We start from the raw sequence: 16,455 nt of genomic DNA on the forward strand, positions 1-16,455 counted from the left end.
TAAGTCAGTATGTTCGGCTATTCAAAAAAGTCAGTTTCGTGTACGATAAGAAAATATTCGTCACGTTAATATGTGAACGATTAGTGTCAGTATATCGTTCGTTTCTCACAAGAAACTCACAAACCACGAAGGGAATATGCAGATGACCCCTAAATCGATTGGGCTGGTCGTGTTGATGGTCTTCTTCGCGCTCGTTGGCGGCTTCGCCTTGACGCGCGGACAGACGATCGACGATTCAGTCACCGTCACACAAGGAACGGCCGATTTGACTGATTCTCGTGTGACCGAACAACTCATGCGTCTCGATGGGACGTGGCGCTTTCAATCGAGCCTGCTCGAGCGAGTCGACCGCGAGTCTTATCGACAACTCCCGCATGTGACACCACACAAGATGGCTACTTATGAAGCTGACATTTCACTACCTCCCGGACAATACGCTTTGCGTGTGCCGCGTAACCACCCACATGTCAACCTTCTCATTGATGGAGAAGCTGTTTCACCCGTCTACGCATCGACAGATGAAGACCTTCGGCATGCCTACCTCGTTCTTCTGGATACGCATACCCCGACGTTCCGTCTGACGATTCAAACGGCTGAGACGAATGAGCTCTCGACTGGAATTTCCGATAGCCTGCTCATCGGTCCAACGAGCAATATGATGACCTATCATAATCAATACTTCAGTTATGAGTTCGTGATTATCCTCATCTCGCTCCTCATTTTTTCATTCTACGCAATCGTTTGGCTGTTCCATCGTAAGGAATCGCTCTATTTATATGGGGCTGCTTTCTTTTTCCTCGTCAGCGTCTCGCTTATGACGAGTGATCAAATGATTGTATTCGAAATCGTCCCTATGATGTCTTACGTTTTGGCCCATAAATTAAATTTGATTACGGCATTACTGAGTGTCGCGATGTTAATCAACTTTGCGTTACGTCTCGAACGCGTCCCGTTTCGGCACTTTTTGAAATACGCGTCCTACCCGTTCTATGCGTTCAGCCTGATCGCCTTGGTGCTGCCAGAAGGTGCGCACGCGACGTTCGACCAATTCCCTTGGGTGTATGTCCTGTTCATCACGTTTTTCTGGACCGGGCTGAACATCAATTGGCTGTTCGAACGAAAAAACGACGGCTATCCGTTCGAATTTCTCGTGTTCACGATCTCACTCATCATCGGCTATGTCGGCCAGTTGATCAACGTTCTGATTGACCACCCGAACCAAGAACTGTATACGAGCGTCATGTCGCTCATTTACTTCCTGCTCATGTTCACGTTGCTCCCGATTCACTTGTCGACGGATAAACGGCAAAAGCGTGAGGTGCAGACGTTCGCCAACCAAAGTGAGATTTCGTTCTTCAACGCGCAAATCAAACCGCACTTCTTGTATAACACGTTCGGTAACGTCATCGCCCTCTGTTACACAGCACCGACCGAGGCGGCACGTTTGCTCAGTCATTTGAGCACATATGTCCGCTTCATCTTCGAGAACGGGCGCACCGAGAACGACATCTCGCTCAAGCAAGAACTCGACGTCATCGACTCGTATTTGATGATTGAGCAGACTCGTTTCAATGATGCGTTCACCATCACGAAAGATATCGACGAATCCGTCCTCAACGCCTCGATTCCACCGCTGTTATTGCAACCGCTCGTCGAGAACGCGGTCCAGCATGGGTTGATGAAACAATCAGGCATCAAACGGCTCATGTTGTCGGTCCAGTCCTCAGATGATGCGATCGATATCCGGATTGCCGACAACGGGATTGGCTTCAACCCGAGTCCGCACGTGAGACGATCGACTGGAATCGGCATCTCGAACGTCAAGAATCGGATCGACTTCTTGCCTGGCGCCACATTTAAATTAAATTCTGAACCAGGAGTCGGCACGCATGTGCATATCCGACTCCCAAAACGAGAGAGGATGAACGAGCAACATGCGCACGATTTTGATTGAAGATGAACACCATATTTTAAGGATGATGGAGCGCCTCATCCAAGCCGAACCGAATTTGAAATGGATGGGGTCGTTCCACGATCCGTTCCAAGCGCTTGAATTTTTAGCAAACCAGGAAGTCGATCTTGTCTTCCTCGATATCGAGATGCCCCAAATGAACGGCCTCGATTTCGCCAAGCGCCTTCCCGAGACGACACAAGTCGTCTTCACGACGGCGCACAGCCAATACGCGGTCGATGCGTTCAACCTGCAGGCGACGCACTATCTGCTCAAGCCGATTACCGAACAGATGATTCACGATTTGATTCCACGCGTCTCGAAGCGATACGCGGAGACACTATCAATCGAGCATCACCGGACGTGTACGATTCAATGTCTCGACCACTTCTCGGTCAAGACGCAAGACGGCGACCTCGTCAAATGGCCGACACAGAAGACCGAGGAGCTGTTCGCCTACTTGATTTACCATCGCGATAAAGTCGTCAACAAGTGGCTGATCGCCGAGAAGCTGTACCCGGACATCGACGAGCCGCAACGTGCGCTCCACAACGTCTATAATCTCGTCTATCGGTTGAAGAAGACGCTCGCCGAGTACGATTTGAGCATCTCGGTCCAGACGATCAATAACGGCTACTCGCTTCACTTGGACGACGTCTGTCTATGCGATTACCATGATTGGCTGGACGCGAAGCACAAACCGTTCCCACAAGCAGATTTGAACGCCCGTCTCTTCGTCGACAAAGACTATACGTGGCATTGAAAAAGAGCTTGTCGACCAACATCATCTTATACGCTCATCCTTTCGGCGCCCACGCTTTCCGCAGGCAATCCCGGAGCCGCATCGCGACTCACGTCGCTGCTGGGTCTCCGTCGGATTGTTTTCCTGTCGGAGTCGGGGCGCCTTTGACGAGCAACGCAAACGGTCGCCTTCAGGCGGCCGTTTTTCATGTCTATCGCTCTTCATTCACATAACGATCATTGAACACAAGAGACGGCAACTATACACCGTCGCCCCCATTCAAAACGAACCAACTCGCTGTTTGGCGAATCGGTTCGTTCACAACCCGAGCTTGTCCCTATCTATAGGACAAACTCTTTTTAGCGTCCGACGAAGCCACCGTCGACGTGAAGATGTTGTCCGTTGACCCACGCCCCGTCCGGCCCCATGAGGAACGCGATATAGCGGGCCGTGTCCTCGGGTGTCCCGACACGCCCATGCGGGAACAGCGGTACGAGCTGTTGACGAAGCGCATCACCAATCCAACCCGAATCGGTCGGGCCCGGGTCGAGCGCATTCACAGAGATTCCGTACTGCCCGACCCCATTGGCCAGTGCCGGCGTGATGGCAATCAACATGCCCTTTGTGGCGATGTAGGCCAGGTTGGATGCATCCGCTCCGCCGGACACCATGAACAGGATGCGTCCGTCCGTATGCCCCGCTCGTTTGTACCGTTCGATGAAGGCGAACGTCAGGCCGAGCGTCCCTTCGTTATTGACAAGATAATGGCGACGGAGCGTCTCGGTCGTGAACGTATCGACACTCACGTGCCGCTCATACGTCGCATTGTTGATCAGACGGCTCGGCGTACCGAGCGCCGCTTCGACGCGGTCGAGCAGCCCTTCTGCGTCTCCAGACGACAAATCATACGCCTCGTGTGCGACACGGGCCCCTGAGGCCCGTAATTCGTCGACAAAGCCGTCGATGAAGTCTGGTTCCGCTCCGACGCCTTCCGTGCCGTCAAACGGGCTCCAGTGCGTCATATACAAGTCGTGGCCTGCCATAGCCAGTTTTCGCGCGATGGCCGCCCCGATGCCTTGCGTCCGGCTGACACCGGTAATGAGTGTGAGTGGTCGTGTCATTCAATCATCCCCTTTACTCCTTAATTGGTGAGAAAATACGGTCCCCAGTCCGCTTCGTGCGGGATGACATACGTCCACGTATAAGCCGGGTCGACGATATAGATATCCGCGTAGTCCATGGTCTCGACAATCAAGTCTCTCCTAGTGAGTGGTTTTGCTTGCGTCAAATCGAGCTCGAGCACATCGTTCGAGTGTTGAAAAAAGAGGATCGCTTTCCACTTTCCGGCCCGTTCGAACGCGTGATCAGCAGCCGTTCCGACGAGATAGCTGTCAGTCCTTGCCACGATATCCTCCCACAAATAAGGAGAAAGCCGTGTCGGCTGTTCTGGTCGTATGAAGTGTGCCACCCATGTCTGACGCGCTTCTTGGCCCCGGTCTTCAACCTCTGTGACCTCGACCCCTTTCGCCGTCAATCGCTCAATCAATGGATTCATCTGCACCCCTCCCCCTTTAGTCTATCCATTTACAGGAAATTCGGACAGTCTTGAATGCAAAAAAAGGCACGACGCCTGCAGACGTCGTACCTCTATCTCGTATTACTTCAAACGATCTAAATGCTCGAGCATGATGCCCGTGCCGTGTGCGACGCTGAGCGTCGGCTCTTCGGCGATCATGACGGGCAACCCGACACGCTCGGCCACGAGCTGGTCGATGCCGTGGAGGAGCGAGCCGCCACCTGTCATGATGATGCCGCGGTCGATGATATCGGCCGCAAGTTCCGGAGGCGTCTGTTCGAGGACGCGCTTCGTCGCTTCGACGATTTCATTCGCCGATTCGGCCATCGCTTCACGGAGTTCTTCCGACGTAATCGTTACCGTACGCGGAAGCCCACGCACCATGTCACGACCGCGAATATCCATCGTCTCGTTACGTCCCCCTGGGAAGACCGTCGCAATCTCTTTCTTGATTTGCTCGGCCGTCCGCTCACCGATGACGAGCTTATGCTTGTCCTTGATGGCGCGGAGGATGTCCGTATCGAAACGGTCCCCGGCGATTTTAATCGTTTCACCGCAGACGATATCGCCCATCGAGAGGATGGCAACGTCTGTCGTCCCGCCACCGATGTCGACGATCATATGGCCGACCGGCTTCCAGATGTCCATGCCCGAACCGACCGCTGCTGCCTTCGGTTCTACGGCGAGGAAGACTTCTTTCGCGCCGGCCTTCTCGGCCGCCTCACGGATCGCTTTCGCTTCAACCGGTGTCACGTTTGCCGGTGTACAGATGAGCATGCGGATGCCGCCAAAGAAACCGCGGACTTGGATCTTCTCGACGAAATGGCGAAGCATCTCTTCGGTTGTCGCGAAGTCAGCGATGACCCCATCACGGAGTGGACGGATGGCGACGATGTCACCTGGCGTACGTCCGACCATCTGATACGCTTCCGTTCCGACAGCGAGTACTTTCCCTGTCGAACGCTTGATAGCAACGACGGATGGCTCGTCGAGGACGATGCCTCGACCTTTGACGTGGATGACGACGTTTGCTGTTCCTAAATCAATCCCGATATCTTTTGAAAACATGGTGTGTAGGTTCCTCCGTTCGTTACTTCATTGAAAAGAGCGAGAAGAGTCTCTCCTCGCTCCTATGAGTCTATTAATTAGTTCTTGACCATTTCTTCGGCAACTTCGACGTTCCCTTGAATCCGCTCGATATCAGCACCAAGCGCTTGCAATTTCTTGTGGAAGTCGACGTAGCCACGGTCGATGTGGTAGAGATCGCCAACGCGTGTCTCTTCGTCCGCGATGAGTCCCGCGAGGACGAGGGCTGCTCCGGCACGAAGGTCAGTCGAGACGACTTCAGCACCTTGGAGGCGAACGCCGCCTTTGATGATTGCCGAGCGTCCTTCGATTTTAATGTCTGCGTTCATGCGGCGGAATTCTTCGACGTGCATGAAGCGGTTCTCGAACACTGTTTCGGTGATGACCGATGTGCCGCCAGCTTTCAAGACGAGCGCCATCATTTGTGCTTGGATGTCAGTCGGGAAACCAGGGTGTGGCATCGTCTTCACGTCGACCGGCTTCAACACATCCGGTGCGATGACACGCATGCCTTCTGACGTATCCTCGAACTTGACGCCCATTTCTTCCATCTTCGAGATGAGTGGGCGAAGGTGCTCGCGCTCAGCGCCGATGACTTCGATGTCGCCACCTGTGATCGCTCCAGCAACGAGGAACGTACCGGCTTCGATGCGGTCAGGGATGATTGAATGCTCGGCACCATGGAGTTTCTCCACGCCTTCGATTCGAATCGTTTCTGTACCGGCACCGCGGACGTGTGCGCCCATACCGTTCAAGAAGTTGGCAAGGTCGACGATTTCAGGTTCTTTGGCGACGTTTTCGATGACCGTTGTTCCTTCAGCAAGGACTGCCGCCATCATGATGTTCTCTGTCGCGCCGACAGATGGGAAGTCCAAGTAGATCTTCGCACCTTTCAAGCGACCGTCGACCGAAGCTTCGACGAAACCGTTGCCGATGACCGTCTTCGCGCCCATTGCCTCGAAGCCTTTTAAGTGGAGGTCAATCGGACGTGACCCGATCGAGCAACCGCCTGGCATTGCGACACGCGCATGCCCAAGACGAGCAAGGAGAGGACCCATGACAAGGATCGAGGCACGCATCTTGCGGACGTACTCAAGCGGCGCCTCGTCTTTGATTGTGCCCGACGCATCGACAGTGACTTCGTTATTTGCTTCGTCAAACGCAACCTCTGCACCGAGGTGGCGAAGTACTTTGTTAATCGTGTACACATCAGCGAGGCGTGGCACGTTTTGAAGTACCGACTTTCCTTCGCTTGCTAAAAGAGTGGCAACCAATGTTTTGAGTACGGCGTTTTTAGCTCCTTCAACACGCACAGTACCTGACAATTTACGTCCTCCACGGACTACAATCAAATCCTTCATATCTCTCTTTGTCCTCCAACTTCGTTGTTTTTTTGTTTTATACGTCGATATCCGCTACCGGATGTGGTTATGTCGATTACTACGATGGTTTGTAACACGTGACGCTTCATCAGAGAGAAAAATAATAATAAAAGCACTCATAAAATTCTGATGAAAAATTCGTCATGTCAGACGAATTTATCCTACACGATAAACATATAAGAAACGTTACAGCAGGATTACAGTTTAGTAATCGTTTCCCTGCCTACTGTAATGGTGCGAGCGCCTGGGCCAATCGGATATACTCCAAAAAGAACTGGGCGATCAGTGAACCGAAGACGACGGCCACGAGGACACGCAAGACTGCTGCTTGCGGACTCCTCACTTGATTGAGCAAGCGGTCCCATTTGACCGGCATGAGTGCCCACCAAGCGACGTAGATCGCTACGACGTAAATGACGAGCGATAACACGGTGTTCAACATCGACGATTCCCCTCTTTTCAAAAATTCGTACCATTTTTAATCATAGCATGTCACGTCAGAGAAAAAAAGACTTAGCGTTTAAGTGAGTGGTGGAATGGGTTCATCCGATCAACTCGCTTTCTCTCCATAAACCGCATACAAAAAGGAACGTCAATCGGCGCATGGCCTTAGTACAGTAATTGACGTCCCTTCAACATTTCAAACATTATTCACTTCGCCATCATAGGTTTGGCTCCATCGAATCGCCTCGACATAGTAACGTGACAAGTCAGGCGCTGTCTCCTCGACAGGCACGGTCAACTGCTCGTAGGCGAGGACCGTGTCGAGTAAACCCCGCAACTCGTTGTCTTCTCCGAGGAGCGCTGCCTTGACGATTGGTTCGACCGGCAACTCCGAGACGAGCGTCTGCATCTCCTCATCCAAAATCACATCGAGCGACGAGAAAATCCCGGTGATGAACGCATCGAACGCCGTCACTTGCGGCAACGTCTCGGCGGCGATCAGCTCCATCATCTTGCCCCGGATCACACTCTGTTTAATCAATTCTTTCGATTCGGACGTCTGCAGCTCCCGAAGCAGCATCAAGTACGACCAGCGTCGCATCTCATCGAGACCGATTCGTGCGACGGCCTGCTCAATCGATTGAATCGTATGACGACCTTTCTGATAGACCGTGTTGACCGAACGCAACATCTTATACGACAAATCCACACTGCGTTCGATTTGGCTCGCGATGCGGCGGAAGTTCGGCTCTGGCTTGTCGAGCTCTTTCAACACTTCGACGAGCGTATGCCGGAGCGGATGAACCTCGGCACCGTGGACGACCGTCGGCCGGCTGAAGAAATAGCCTTGGAACATGTGATAGCCGAGTTTTTTGGCGATCTCATATTCAAACGGCGTCTCAATCTTTTCCGCTAAAAATTCGACGCGATGCCCGAGCGCATCAATCAACCGCTTCTGTTGGTCGATCGGCGTTGCTTGATAATCGATTTTAATGATATCGGCGAGCCCGATGAGCGGTCGATACTTCTCTTCGAACACGAAGTCATCGAGCGCGATCGTATAGCCTTTCCGGCGCAAGGAGCGCAAAGCGGCCAACACTTTCTCTGTCGGCTCGACGTGTTCGAGCACTTCGACGACGAGTGTCTGCCGTGGCAACAAAGCCGGCACTTCGCTCTCAATCAAATTTTGCGGAAAGTTGATGAACGCCCGCGTCCCTTCCGTCAACTCCCGAAAGTTGAAGACGAGATAGGCGTTATGAATCACGTCGGCGGTCGCGAGTGCGTCATCGACTTGTTCAAATATATTTTTCTCGCTGCGGCGATATAACAGTTCATAGCCACAGACGCGTAATTTCTGATCAAAGATCGGTTGGCGCGCAACATAAACTTTCATTCCCTTTAGCTCCTTTACCGTAGTTCCCACCTATATTATCGGATAAGGCGCCCCTTCCTTCCACTATTTGGGCGTGAAACTTCTGATGCTTTTGACCTATATATATAGAAGGAATGTAATCCATTCGGTCTAGACGCAAAAAAATCTCCCCTGCGGCTGCAGGAGAGATGTTGGTTATTCTTTGATATCGCGAATGCTCAAGCGGTTGATCGCTTTTTTGAGCGCGAGCTCCGCGCGACGGAATTCGAGGTCCGAGAGCTTCGTGTCTTGGAGACGACGCTCGGCACGAACTTTCGCCGCAGAAGCGCGGTCGTAGTCGATTTTATCCGCCATTTCGGCTGTTTCAGCTAAGATCGTCACCGTGTCGGGACGAACCTCCATGAAACCGCCGCTGAGTGCGATCAGCGTGCGTCCACCATCTTCGTGGCGCAGTTTGAGAACTGAGATGTCGAGCGGTGTCACCATCGGGATGTGTTTCGGTAAGATACCGAGTTCACCAGTCACCGATTTTGCGACGACCATCCGTGCCTCGCCCTCATAGGCTGCACCATCCGGGGTGACGACGTTGACGTGAAGAGTATTCATCGTCTAGTTTCCCCCTTCCGTGTAGGTCTTAGACCAACGTCTTCGCTTTTTCGATGACGTCTTCGATTGGACCAACGAGACGGAATGCATCTTCTGGAAGATCATCGTGTTTACCATCGAGGATCTCTTTGAAGCCGCGGACTGTCTCTTTAACTGGTACGTACGAACCTTTTTGGCCTGTGAACTGCTCAGCCACGTGGAAGTTTTGTGACAAGAAGAACTGAATGCGACGTGCACGGTGAACCGTGAGCTTATCGTCTTCAGACAACTCGTCCATACCGAGGATTGCGATGATATCTTGAAGCTCTTTGTAACGTTGAAGCGTCTGCTGGACGTTACGGGCTACTTCGTAGTGCTCTGGTCCGACGATGTCAGGCGAGAGGGCACGTGAAGTCGATGCGAGCGGGTCAACGGCTGGGTAAATCCCCATCTCCGAAAGACGACGCTCCAAGTTAGTCGTTGCATCAAGGTGAGCGAACGTTGTCGCTGGAGCCGGGTCAGTATAGTCATCGGCTGGTACGTATACGGCTTGAATCGATGTAACCGATCCTTTAGCTGTTGACGTGATCCGCTCTTGAAGCATACCCATTTCCGTCGCGAGTGTCGGTTGGTAACCTACGGCAGATGGCATCCGACCGAGAAGGGCCGAAACTTCCGAACCTGCCTGTGTGAAACGGAAGATGTTATCGACGAAGAGAAGAACGTCTTGTCCTTGCTCATCGCGGAAGTATTCTGCCATTGTAAGACCCGTCAAGGCTACGCGAAGACGCGCGCCCGGCGGCTCGTTCATCTGACCGAAGACCATCGCCGTTTGCTTGATAACGCCTGAGTCCGTCATCTCGTGGAACAAGTCATTTCCTTCACGCGTACGCTCGCCGACTCCTGCGAATACAGAAATCCCGCTGTGCTCTTGCGCGATGTTGTTGATAAGTTCCTGGATGAGAACGGTTTTACCTACACCGGCACCACCGAAGAGGCCGATTTTACCACCTTTGATGTAAGGTGCGAGAAGGTCGACGACTTTGATCCCTGTTTCCAAGATCTCAACTTTTGTCGACAATTCATCGAACGTCGGTGCGAGACGGTGGATCGGTGACCGACGGACAGTCGGTGATACTTCTTTATCGTCAATCGGGTTACCGAGTACGTTGAAGACACGACCGAGCGTCTCTTCTCCGACCGGTACTGAAATCGGTGAACCTAAGTCAAGTACTTCCATGCCGCGGCGAACGCCGTCCGTTGAGTCCATCGCAATCGTACGGACCGTGTCATCCCCAAGGTGAATCGCCACCTCGAGCGTCAAGTCGACACTGACATCTTGCGCCGATTCAGCCACATGCGTGACTTTGAGGGCGTTGTAGATGTTCGGTAAGTGGTTGTCGAACTTAACGTCGATAACTGGGCCCATGACTGCGACTACGCGGCCTTTCATGCCGTATTCGTTCATCGTGTTAGCCTCCTACAATCTAGAGGGCGTGCGCTTATTCAAGCGCAGCCGCACCTCCGACAATCTCTGTGATTTCTTGTGTGATCGCCGCTTGACGCGCGCGGTTGAACTTGAGCTTGAGTCCACGGATGAGTTCATCCGCGTTGTCCGTCGCGTTCGACATCGCCGTCATCCGAGCCGCGTGCTCCGATACTTTCGCATCGAGGAGCGCGCCATAGATGAGTCCTTCCGCGTAACGCGGGAGGAGCGCTGCTAAGATCGTTTCTTCTTCTGGTTCGTATTCATACATCACATTAGATGCGGTCTGTTCGATATTCCCAAGCGGAAGCAATCGATCGATCTTCACTTCTTGGCTGATGACAGAGATGAATGAGTTGTAGCAAAGCTTCAATTCATCGATCTCGCCTTCACTGAACGCGCCGACCGTCTGTTTGACGATCTCTGCGACTTCAACGAATGATGGCTGGTCGTTGAGTCCTGTCATGGCACTGTACACCGGAACGTTACGGGCCTTGAAGAACTGAACGCCGACCTTCCCGATCACGTACAGACGGTATTCGTCTGTTGAACCGTGTTTGGCTTTCAACTCGCGATACACGTCACGAAGGACGCTGGCGTTGTATCCACCAGCAAGTCCGCGGTCTGACGTGATGACGATATAGCCGGTCCGTTTAACGGGACGGACTTGAAGCATCGGGTGTGTTGCGCCTGAAGTACCGCCGGCAATCGACGAGATGACTTCCTGCAACTTGGTCATGTACGGCTTGAAGTTGGCGTTGCTCCCTTGAGCGCGGTTCAATTTCGAGGCCGACACCATGTTCATCGCTTTCGTGATTTGCTTCGTGCTTTGGGTCGAGGTGATCCGCATCTGGATCTCACGTAATGATGCCATTTCGATTCACCACCTTAATAGACGCTCGTCACCGGATTAAACCGATGGCGAGAACGTCTTTTTGAATTCCGTAAGTGCATCGACCATCGCCTCGTCAGCAGGAAGGTTTCCTGTTTGACGGATTTCACGGCAGAGGTCCGCACGGTTTTGGTCGAGCCATGCGTTCATTTCTTTTTCGAAACGACGGATGTCTTCGACTGGGACGTCATCGAGATGACCTTTCGTGAGAGCGTAGATGATGATCACTTGCTTGTCGACCGAAAGCGGTGCGTTCAAGTCTTGTTTCAAGACTTCAACAGTCCGTTGTCCACGGTTGAGCTTCGCTTGTGTCGCTTTGTCGAGGTCCGACCCGAACTGGGCGAACGCTTCGAGCTCACGGTATGACGCGAGGTCAAGACGGAGTGTACCGGCAACTTTCTTCATCGCTTTCACTTGAGCCGAACCACCAACACGCGATACCGAGAGACCGGCGTTGATCGCTGGACGTACCCCTGAGAAGAAGAGGTCCGACTGAAGGAAGATTTGACCGTCTGTGATCGAGATTACGTTCGTCGGGATGTAAGCCGAGATATCCGACGCTTGTGTCTCGATGAACGGAAGTGCTGTCAATGAACCACCGCCGAGTTCGTCGTTCAACTTCGCCGCACGCTCAAGAAGGCGTGAGTGGAGGTAGAAGACATCCCCTGGGTAGGCTTCGCGGCCTGGAGGACGACGGAGAAGAAGCGAGAGCTCACGATAAGCTGCCGCTTGTTTCGAGAGGTCATCATACACGACGAGGACGTGTTGTCCGCGGTCCATGAAGTACTCACCCATCGATACCCCAGCGAATGGTGCGAGGTAAAGAAGTGGGGCTGGCTGTGAAGCCGATGCCGAAACAACGATCGTGTAATCGAGGGCGCCGTTTTGACGGAGCGTCTCAACTACGCCACGGACAGTCGATTCTTTCTGACCGATTGCGACGTAGATACAGACCATGTTTTCTTCTTTTTGGTTGATGATCGCATCGATTGCGATCGAAGTCTTACCAGTTTGACGGTCACCGATGATGAGCTCACGCTGACCGCGACCGATTGGTACGAGGGCGTCAATCGCCTTAATACCAGTTTGGAGCGGTTCGTGAACTGACTTACGGGCCATAACGCCGTAAGCTTTACGCTCGATCGGGTTGTATGTGTCCGTCACGATCGGTCCGAGACCGTCGATTGGTTGTCCGAGCGGGTTGACGACGCGTCCGAGGAGCGCTTCACCGACTGGAACTTCCATGATGCGGCCCGTACGTTTCACCGAGTCGCCTTCTTTGATGCCTTTGTAGTCGCCAAGGATGATAATCCCGACGTTACCTTCTTCTAAGTTTTGCGCCAAGCCCATTACGCCGTTAGAGAACTCTACGAGTTCCCCCGCCATAACGTTATCGAGTCCGTATGCACGAGCGATACCGTCACCTACTTGAATGACTGTACCTGTCTCACTGACTTCGATTTCAGAACCGTACGAAGCGATCCGCTCTTTTAGCAGGGCGCTGATTTCTTCAGCTTTGATCGTCATTGAATTCACCCCTATTTCTTACGCATTCAACAATTCACGCTCGAGGCGTGTTAGTTTGTTTTCGATTGTGTCATCATACGTCGTGTAGCCGATCTGGACACGGAGTCCACCGATGACGTCTTCATCGACGACGTTCTTCAATTGAAGCGTCTTGTTCATCTTCTGACCGAAGACGAGTTCGACTTCTTTCAACTCTGTTGCCGACAACGGGTAAGCACTCGTGACGAACCCTTCGGCGATGCCACGGTAGTCGTTGATATAATCAAGGACGTAGCGCGACAAGCCGCGAACTTCGCTCGCACGGTCGTTTTCGACCATGACGAGAAGTGTGTTGAGCACGATATCTGTCATGTCACCAAAGCTATGTGTTAAAAGCTGTGCAAGCTCGCTGTCACTGATCGCCGGATTCGTTAAGAGATCCGTGAGTTCAGGAGTCGCGTGGAGCACTTCATCGAGCAGACGCACTTCCGCTTCGACTTGGTCGAGCGTGCCTTGTTCCCGCGCTAAGTCGAAGAGCGCTTTGGCATAGCGTTTTGCTAACGATGTGTTCATCAGTTAGCACCTTTCGCTTTAGACAGGAAGTCTGTAACGAGGGCACGTTGTTTCACTTCGTCGCCTTTAAGGTCTGACTGAAGGACGTGGCGTGCGGCCGAGAGCGCCTGTGTGACGACTTCGGTCTGGAGCGATTGCTTCGCGAGCTCACGCTCACGTTCGATCGCTTTACCCGCCTCGATCTTGATTTGTTCGGCTTCCAAACGCGCCTGCTCCACCAAGCGTGCTTGTTCCGCTTCTGCTTGACGACGGCTTGAATCAAGCATTTCTTTCGATTCTGTACGTGCTGCGCTTAACGCGTCACGTTGTTCGACTACATATGTTTCCGCATCTTTGCGGCTCTTTTCAGCGAGCTCAATTTCGTTCGCTACATACTCTTCACGCTGTCTCATCATTCCAAGGAGTGGTCCCCAAGCAAATTTCTTCAACAGGGCCAAGAGTACGAGGAATGTGAAAAGTGTAAAGATCATATCCAGGATGCGGAGGCCTTCGCCGCCAGCACCAGCTGCAATCATCATCGTATCCATGCATACCCTCCTCTTGACTAAATAAGTGAGGGAGACACGCTCCCTCTTACGTTGTTCTCGTTAACTCGTAATCAAGAGTTGAGGAGAAGGAAACCGACAGCCACACCGATGATCGGGAGGGCTTCAACCAAACCGATACCGATGAACATTGTTTGACGAAGTTCGTTTTTGAGTTCTGGCTGACGTGCTTGTCCTTGTACTGTTCCGTATACGATGAGACCGTTACCGATACCAGCCGCGAGTGCTCCAAGACCGATAACGAGTGCTGTTGCGAGAAGATTCATTTGTTCCATTGTGTATATTCCTCCTAAAAGTTAAGTAAATAGTTTTTTTGTTCAACGCTTTGGCGAGACCTGCCCGAATTAATGCTCGGCAGAAGCTTTATGCCCGATATACACCATTGCAAGCGTCAGGAAAATGTAGGATTGGATAACCCCGATAAAGATTGAGAAACCTTGCCATAAAATCATTGGGAGAATTGCGAACACAGCACCGAGCGGGTTAAGTGCCCCTTCTGCGGTAATTGCGAGTCCCAAGATGATGGTAATCATGATTTCACCGGCAAAGATGTTACCGTAAAGACGCAGACCGAGCGTCAAGGTGTTCGCGAACTCCTCGATGAGCTTGATCGGCAATAAGAACCAGACCGGCTTCACGAATTCCGCCGAGTAGTGCTTCAAACCGTGTAGCTTCACGCCGTAATAGTGCGACATTGCAACGACGAGTGTCGACAATGCCAACGTGACGTAAGGATCGGCCGTCGGTGAGTTGAACCATAGATAGTGACCAGAAATGACGTTAAACGGTAGACCCATTAAGTTTGAGAAGAGAATGAACAAAATCAACGTCATTCCAAACCCGATAAAACGGCCACCTGTCTTCCAGTCCATCGCACTCGAGATAATCCCGCGTGTGAATTCTGCGAAGAATTCCATTAAGTTCTGCTTACCAGTCGGCTTCATAGCCAAGCGTCGCGTTCCCCAAACGGCAAACGTAAATACGAGTAGTGATGCGATCAGCACCGTAATGACGTTCGTCCAGCTCCCATATAACGTATAATCTCCGAGTTGTAGAGAATATGTGGGAAACTCATGACCCATTAGTATTCACCTCTTTTCCTGCTGAGCTGGGCAAGTGTGAACTCGCCAAATTGTATGATGTGGCCGGCGATTAGACCAGTTACCACCGCTATCAGCGATACTCGATCCTCATAAAAGAGACCGACTATCACGGCTAGTGCACCGACTGCCATCCTTGAAACAGTCCCGTGCGACTTCGGGCGTCGTCCATGTTCGATCACGTCAAACATCCGAATGACGCTTCGATTCTGCATATGTAGAATGATGAGACTGGCGACCCCGCCTAAGAACAAGCCGAGAAATACCGGTTTGTACATAGGGACGATGAGCGCTCCGATGAGGAGAATGGCGAACCATCCGATAAACCACTTCGTATAGCGTTTCATCAACTGCTGTTGTGCTTTTCTGTCTGCTTGCACTTGTTGTAAGTTCATTCGTCCTCTCCTGTCAGTAAACTTCGAAGGGTGAGAACTAGCGCCGTGATCCCGAAAGCCATTCCGAGAAGCACTGACACATTCCAACCAAACGTGCCCCAAATTTCACGTCTCGCCCCGTATTGGCCAACGAGATAACCGATGACGATCGGTCCAGCGAGCGCGGTCGAGATTTGAGAGGCGAGCGAGGCATAAGATAGGTAACGATTATCTTTTTTCGTCATCCCCATCCCCCTTTCGAGCTGCCAAGCCATGCATCTTCTCCATCGGATTCACACTCGCGTGACCATCAAAAGTCACACAAGTTCAGAGTACTGGAAATGGCATAAGAAGTCAATTGATTTCACAATTATAAAAGCGCTTTAAATCAAGTCGTATCAAGGCTTTTACGCAGTTCACAAACTAAATTAAAATCATCAAATTTTAAGAAAGTATGAAGAAACGGTGAAATAAAAATGTTGACTTTATAACATTTCACATTACGAACCAGATGAAGAATAGTTCAGTTATACCTTCACGTTTTGGAAATTACAATGCAAAACGGCTTACGTTCACAAAAGGTTTTGAAACAAACGTTGACCCGATTTTGAAATCGTTTACATCGTCCTGTATCAGTATACCGATTATCTTTTTGTCATGTCGAGGGGTTCTGACGAATTTGTAGTGATGAATATCACACCGCCTTTTCCGAGCGGTCAATCGCCTGGAAAGCCCTTCCTATCAACCCGAAATGGGTGGACAATACCAGTTCGAATGGCTACGATTACGATGTAAGCGCTATCTAAAAATGTGTCGATTTTGTGACTTTCGAAACCGACGC

At 51.8% G+C, this 16,455-nt stretch carries 18 protein-coding genes; 2 read left to right on the top strand and 16 right to left on the bottom strand.

The window, feature by feature from the left end; translation table 11 throughout:
* Window positions 1–142 precede the first annotated feature (142 nt).
* Together AC13H5_RS12965 and AC13H5_RS12970 are read left to right on the top strand one after the other, a co-directional pair.
* Complete coding sequence (locus AC13H5_RS12965; protein WP_483545977.1) at window positions 143–1,954, top strand: sensor histidine kinase; 1,812 nt, start codon at window positions 143–145, stop codon at window positions 1,952–1,954.
* Window positions 1,935–2,714 carry a response regulator gene (locus AC13H5_RS12970; protein WP_483545978.1) on the top strand — a complete coding sequence of 260 codons (780 nt, stop codon included), beginning with the start codon at window positions 1,935–1,937 and terminating at the stop codon, window positions 2,712–2,714. The genes AC13H5_RS12965 and AC13H5_RS12970 overlap by 20 nt, the downstream gene beginning before the upstream one ends.
* A gap of 338 nt (window positions 2,715–3,052) precedes the next feature.
* Here the strand turns inward: AC13H5_RS12970 and AC13H5_RS12975 are convergent, their stop codons facing one another.
* The 16 genes from AC13H5_RS12975 to AC13H5_RS13050 all read right to left on the bottom strand — a co-directional run bounded on the left by AC13H5_RS12975 (window position 3,053) and on the right by AC13H5_RS13050 (window position 15,859).
* Window positions 3,053–3,814: an SDR family oxidoreductase gene (locus AC13H5_RS12975; protein WP_483545979.1), complete on the bottom strand. Its 762-nt coding sequence runs from the start codon at window positions 3,812–3,814 to the stop codon at window positions 3,053–3,055.
* Between the two features lie 20 nt (window positions 3,815–3,834).
* A complete protein-coding gene (locus tag AC13H5_RS12980) occupies window positions 3,835–4,248 on the bottom strand; it encodes a DUF4275 family protein (protein WP_483545980.1) in 414 nt (137 codons plus the stop codon).
* A 102-nt stretch (window positions 4,249–4,350) separates the two neighbouring features.
* Window positions 4,351–5,337, bottom strand: a complete 987-nt coding sequence (gene mreB / locus AC13H5_RS12985; RefSeq protein WP_021066145.1) for a rod shape-determining protein — start codon at window positions 5,335–5,337, stop codon at window positions 4,351–4,353.
* A gap of 77 nt (window positions 5,338–5,414) precedes the next feature.
* Window positions 5,415–6,716, bottom strand: coding sequence for a UDP-N-acetylglucosamine 1-carboxyvinyltransferase (gene murA / locus AC13H5_RS12990; RefSeq protein ID WP_029594691.1), 1,302 nt, complete (start codon window positions 6,714–6,716; stop codon window positions 5,415–5,417).
* 244 nt (window positions 6,717–6,960) lie between these two features.
* Complete coding sequence (locus AC13H5_RS12995) at window positions 6,961–7,179, bottom strand: DUF1146 family protein (protein ID WP_021066143.1); 219 nt, start codon at window positions 7,177–7,179, stop codon at window positions 6,961–6,963.
* Window positions 7,180–7,377: 198 nt separating this feature from the next.
* Complete coding sequence (locus tag AC13H5_RS13000) at window positions 7,378–8,574, bottom strand: EAL and HDOD domain-containing protein (RefSeq protein WP_483545981.1); 1,197 nt, start codon at window positions 8,572–8,574, stop codon at window positions 7,378–7,380.
* Between the two features lie 174 nt (window positions 8,575–8,748).
* The gene (locus AC13H5_RS13005) at window positions 8,749–9,159 is read right to left on the bottom strand and encodes a F0F1 ATP synthase subunit epsilon (protein ID WP_021066141.1); all 411 of its coding nucleotides are present in this window, start codon (window positions 9,157–9,159) and stop codon (window positions 8,749–8,751) included.
* A gap of 28 nt (window positions 9,160–9,187) precedes the next feature.
* Window positions 9,188–10,606, bottom strand: a complete 1,419-nt coding sequence (gene atpD, locus AC13H5_RS13010) for a F0F1 ATP synthase subunit beta (RefSeq protein ID WP_021066140.1) — start codon at window positions 10,604–10,606, stop codon at window positions 9,188–9,190.
* Between the two features lie 34 nt (window positions 10,607–10,640).
* Window positions 10,641–11,498 (bottom strand): ATP synthase F1 subunit gamma, encoded by an 858-nt coding sequence (atpG, locus tag AC13H5_RS13015; RefSeq protein WP_483545982.1) that lies wholly within the window; start codon window positions 11,496–11,498, stop codon window positions 10,641–10,643.
* A gap of 36 nt (window positions 11,499–11,534) precedes the next feature.
* Window positions 11,535–13,043: a F0F1 ATP synthase subunit alpha gene (atpA, locus tag AC13H5_RS13020; RefSeq protein WP_029594689.1), complete on the bottom strand. Its 1,509-nt coding sequence runs from the start codon at window positions 13,041–13,043 to the stop codon at window positions 11,535–11,537.
* Between the two features lie 18 nt (window positions 13,044–13,061).
* Window positions 13,062–13,595, bottom strand: coding sequence for a F0F1 ATP synthase subunit delta (locus tag AC13H5_RS13025; protein ID WP_021066137.1), 534 nt, complete (start codon window positions 13,593–13,595; stop codon window positions 13,062–13,064).
* The gene (gene atpF / locus AC13H5_RS13030) at window positions 13,595–14,122 is read right to left on the bottom strand and encodes a F0F1 ATP synthase subunit B (RefSeq protein ID WP_021066136.1); all 528 of its coding nucleotides are present in this window, start codon (window positions 14,120–14,122) and stop codon (window positions 13,595–13,597) included. The genes AC13H5_RS13025 and atpF overlap by 1 nt, the downstream gene beginning before the upstream one ends.
* Before the next feature lie 71 nt (window positions 14,123–14,193).
* On the bottom strand, window positions 14,194–14,406 hold the full coding sequence (gene atpE / locus AC13H5_RS13035) for a F0F1 ATP synthase subunit C (RefSeq protein WP_024370837.1): 213 nt from the start codon (window positions 14,404–14,406) through the stop codon (window positions 14,194–14,196).
* Window positions 14,407–14,484: 78 nt separating this feature from the next.
* On the bottom strand, window positions 14,485–15,222 hold the full coding sequence (atpB, locus tag AC13H5_RS13040; protein ID WP_021066134.1) for a F0F1 ATP synthase subunit A: 738 nt from the start codon (window positions 15,220–15,222) through the stop codon (window positions 14,485–14,487).
* Window positions 15,222–15,635: an ATP synthase subunit I gene (locus tag AC13H5_RS13045; protein WP_029594687.1), complete on the bottom strand. Its 414-nt coding sequence runs from the start codon at window positions 15,633–15,635 to the stop codon at window positions 15,222–15,224. Before AC13H5_RS13045 ends, atpB begins: the two co-directional genes overlap by 1 nt.
* Window positions 15,632–15,859, bottom strand: coding sequence for a hypothetical protein (locus tag AC13H5_RS13050; RefSeq protein WP_029594686.1), 228 nt, complete (start codon window positions 15,857–15,859; stop codon window positions 15,632–15,634). The genes AC13H5_RS13045 and AC13H5_RS13050 overlap by 4 nt, the downstream gene beginning before the upstream one ends.
* Window positions 15,860–16,455 lie beyond the last annotated feature (596 nt).

Source organism: Exiguobacterium sp. FD-YE-25-4 (assembly GCF_057004685.1).

Excerpts from the sequence above, each read along its gene's own strand:
- AC13H5_RS12965 (WP_483545977.1), top strand. The coding sequence starts at position 143 with ATGACCCCTAAATCGATTGGGCTGGTCGTGTTGATGGTCTTCTTCGCG.
- AC13H5_RS12970 (WP_483545978.1), top strand. The coding sequence starts at position 1,935 with ATGCGCACGATTTTGATTGAAGATGAACACCATATTTTAAGGATGATG.
- AC13H5_RS12975 (WP_483545979.1), bottom strand. The coding sequence starts at position 3,814 with ATGACACGACCACTCACACTCATTACCGGTGTCAGCCGGACGCAAGGC.
- AC13H5_RS12980 (WP_483545980.1), bottom strand. The coding sequence starts at position 4,248 with ATGAATCCATTGATTGAGCGATTGACGGCGAAAGGGGTCGAGGTCACA.
- mreB (WP_021066145.1), bottom strand. The coding sequence starts at position 5,337 with ATGTTTTCAAAAGATATCGGGATTGATTTAGGAACAGCAAACGTCGTC.
- murA (WP_029594691.1), bottom strand. The coding sequence starts at position 6,716 with ATGAAGGATTTGATTGTAGTCCGTGGAGGACGTAAATTGTCAGGTACT.
- AC13H5_RS12995 (WP_021066143.1), bottom strand. The coding sequence starts at position 7,179 with ATGTTGAACACCGTGTTATCGCTCGTCATTTACGTCGTAGCGATCTAC.
- AC13H5_RS13000 (WP_483545981.1), bottom strand. The coding sequence starts at position 8,574 with ATGAAAGTTTATGTTGCGCGCCAACCGATCTTTGATCAGAAATTACGC.
- AC13H5_RS13005 (WP_021066141.1), bottom strand. The coding sequence starts at position 9,159 with ATGAATACTCTTCACGTCAACGTCGTCACCCCGGATGGTGCAGCCTAT.
- atpD (WP_021066140.1), bottom strand. The coding sequence starts at position 10,606 with ATGAACGAATACGGCATGAAAGGCCGCGTAGTCGCAGTCATGGGCCCA.
- atpG (WP_483545982.1), bottom strand. The coding sequence starts at position 11,498 with ATGGCATCATTACGTGAGATCCAGATGCGGATCACCTCGACCCAAAGC.
- atpA (WP_029594689.1), bottom strand. The coding sequence starts at position 13,043 with ATGACGATCAAAGCTGAAGAAATCAGCGCCCTGCTAAAAGAGCGGATC.
- AC13H5_RS13025 (WP_021066137.1), bottom strand. The coding sequence starts at position 13,595 with ATGAACACATCGTTAGCAAAACGCTATGCCAAAGCGCTCTTCGACTTA.
- atpF (WP_021066136.1), bottom strand. The coding sequence starts at position 14,122 with ATGGATACGATGATGATTGCAGCTGGTGCTGGCGGCGAAGGCCTCCGC.
- atpE (WP_024370837.1), bottom strand. The coding sequence starts at position 14,406 with ATGAATCTTCTCGCAACAGCACTCGTTATCGGTCTTGGAGCACTCGCG.
- atpB (WP_021066134.1), bottom strand. The coding sequence starts at position 15,222 with ATGGGTCATGAGTTTCCCACATATTCTCTACAACTCGGAGATTATACG.
- AC13H5_RS13045 (WP_029594687.1), bottom strand. The coding sequence starts at position 15,635 with ATGAACTTACAACAAGTGCAAGCAGACAGAAAAGCACAACAGCAGTTG.
- AC13H5_RS13050 (WP_029594686.1), bottom strand. The coding sequence starts at position 15,859 with ATGACGAAAAAAGATAATCGTTACCTATCTTATGCCTCGCTCGCCTCT.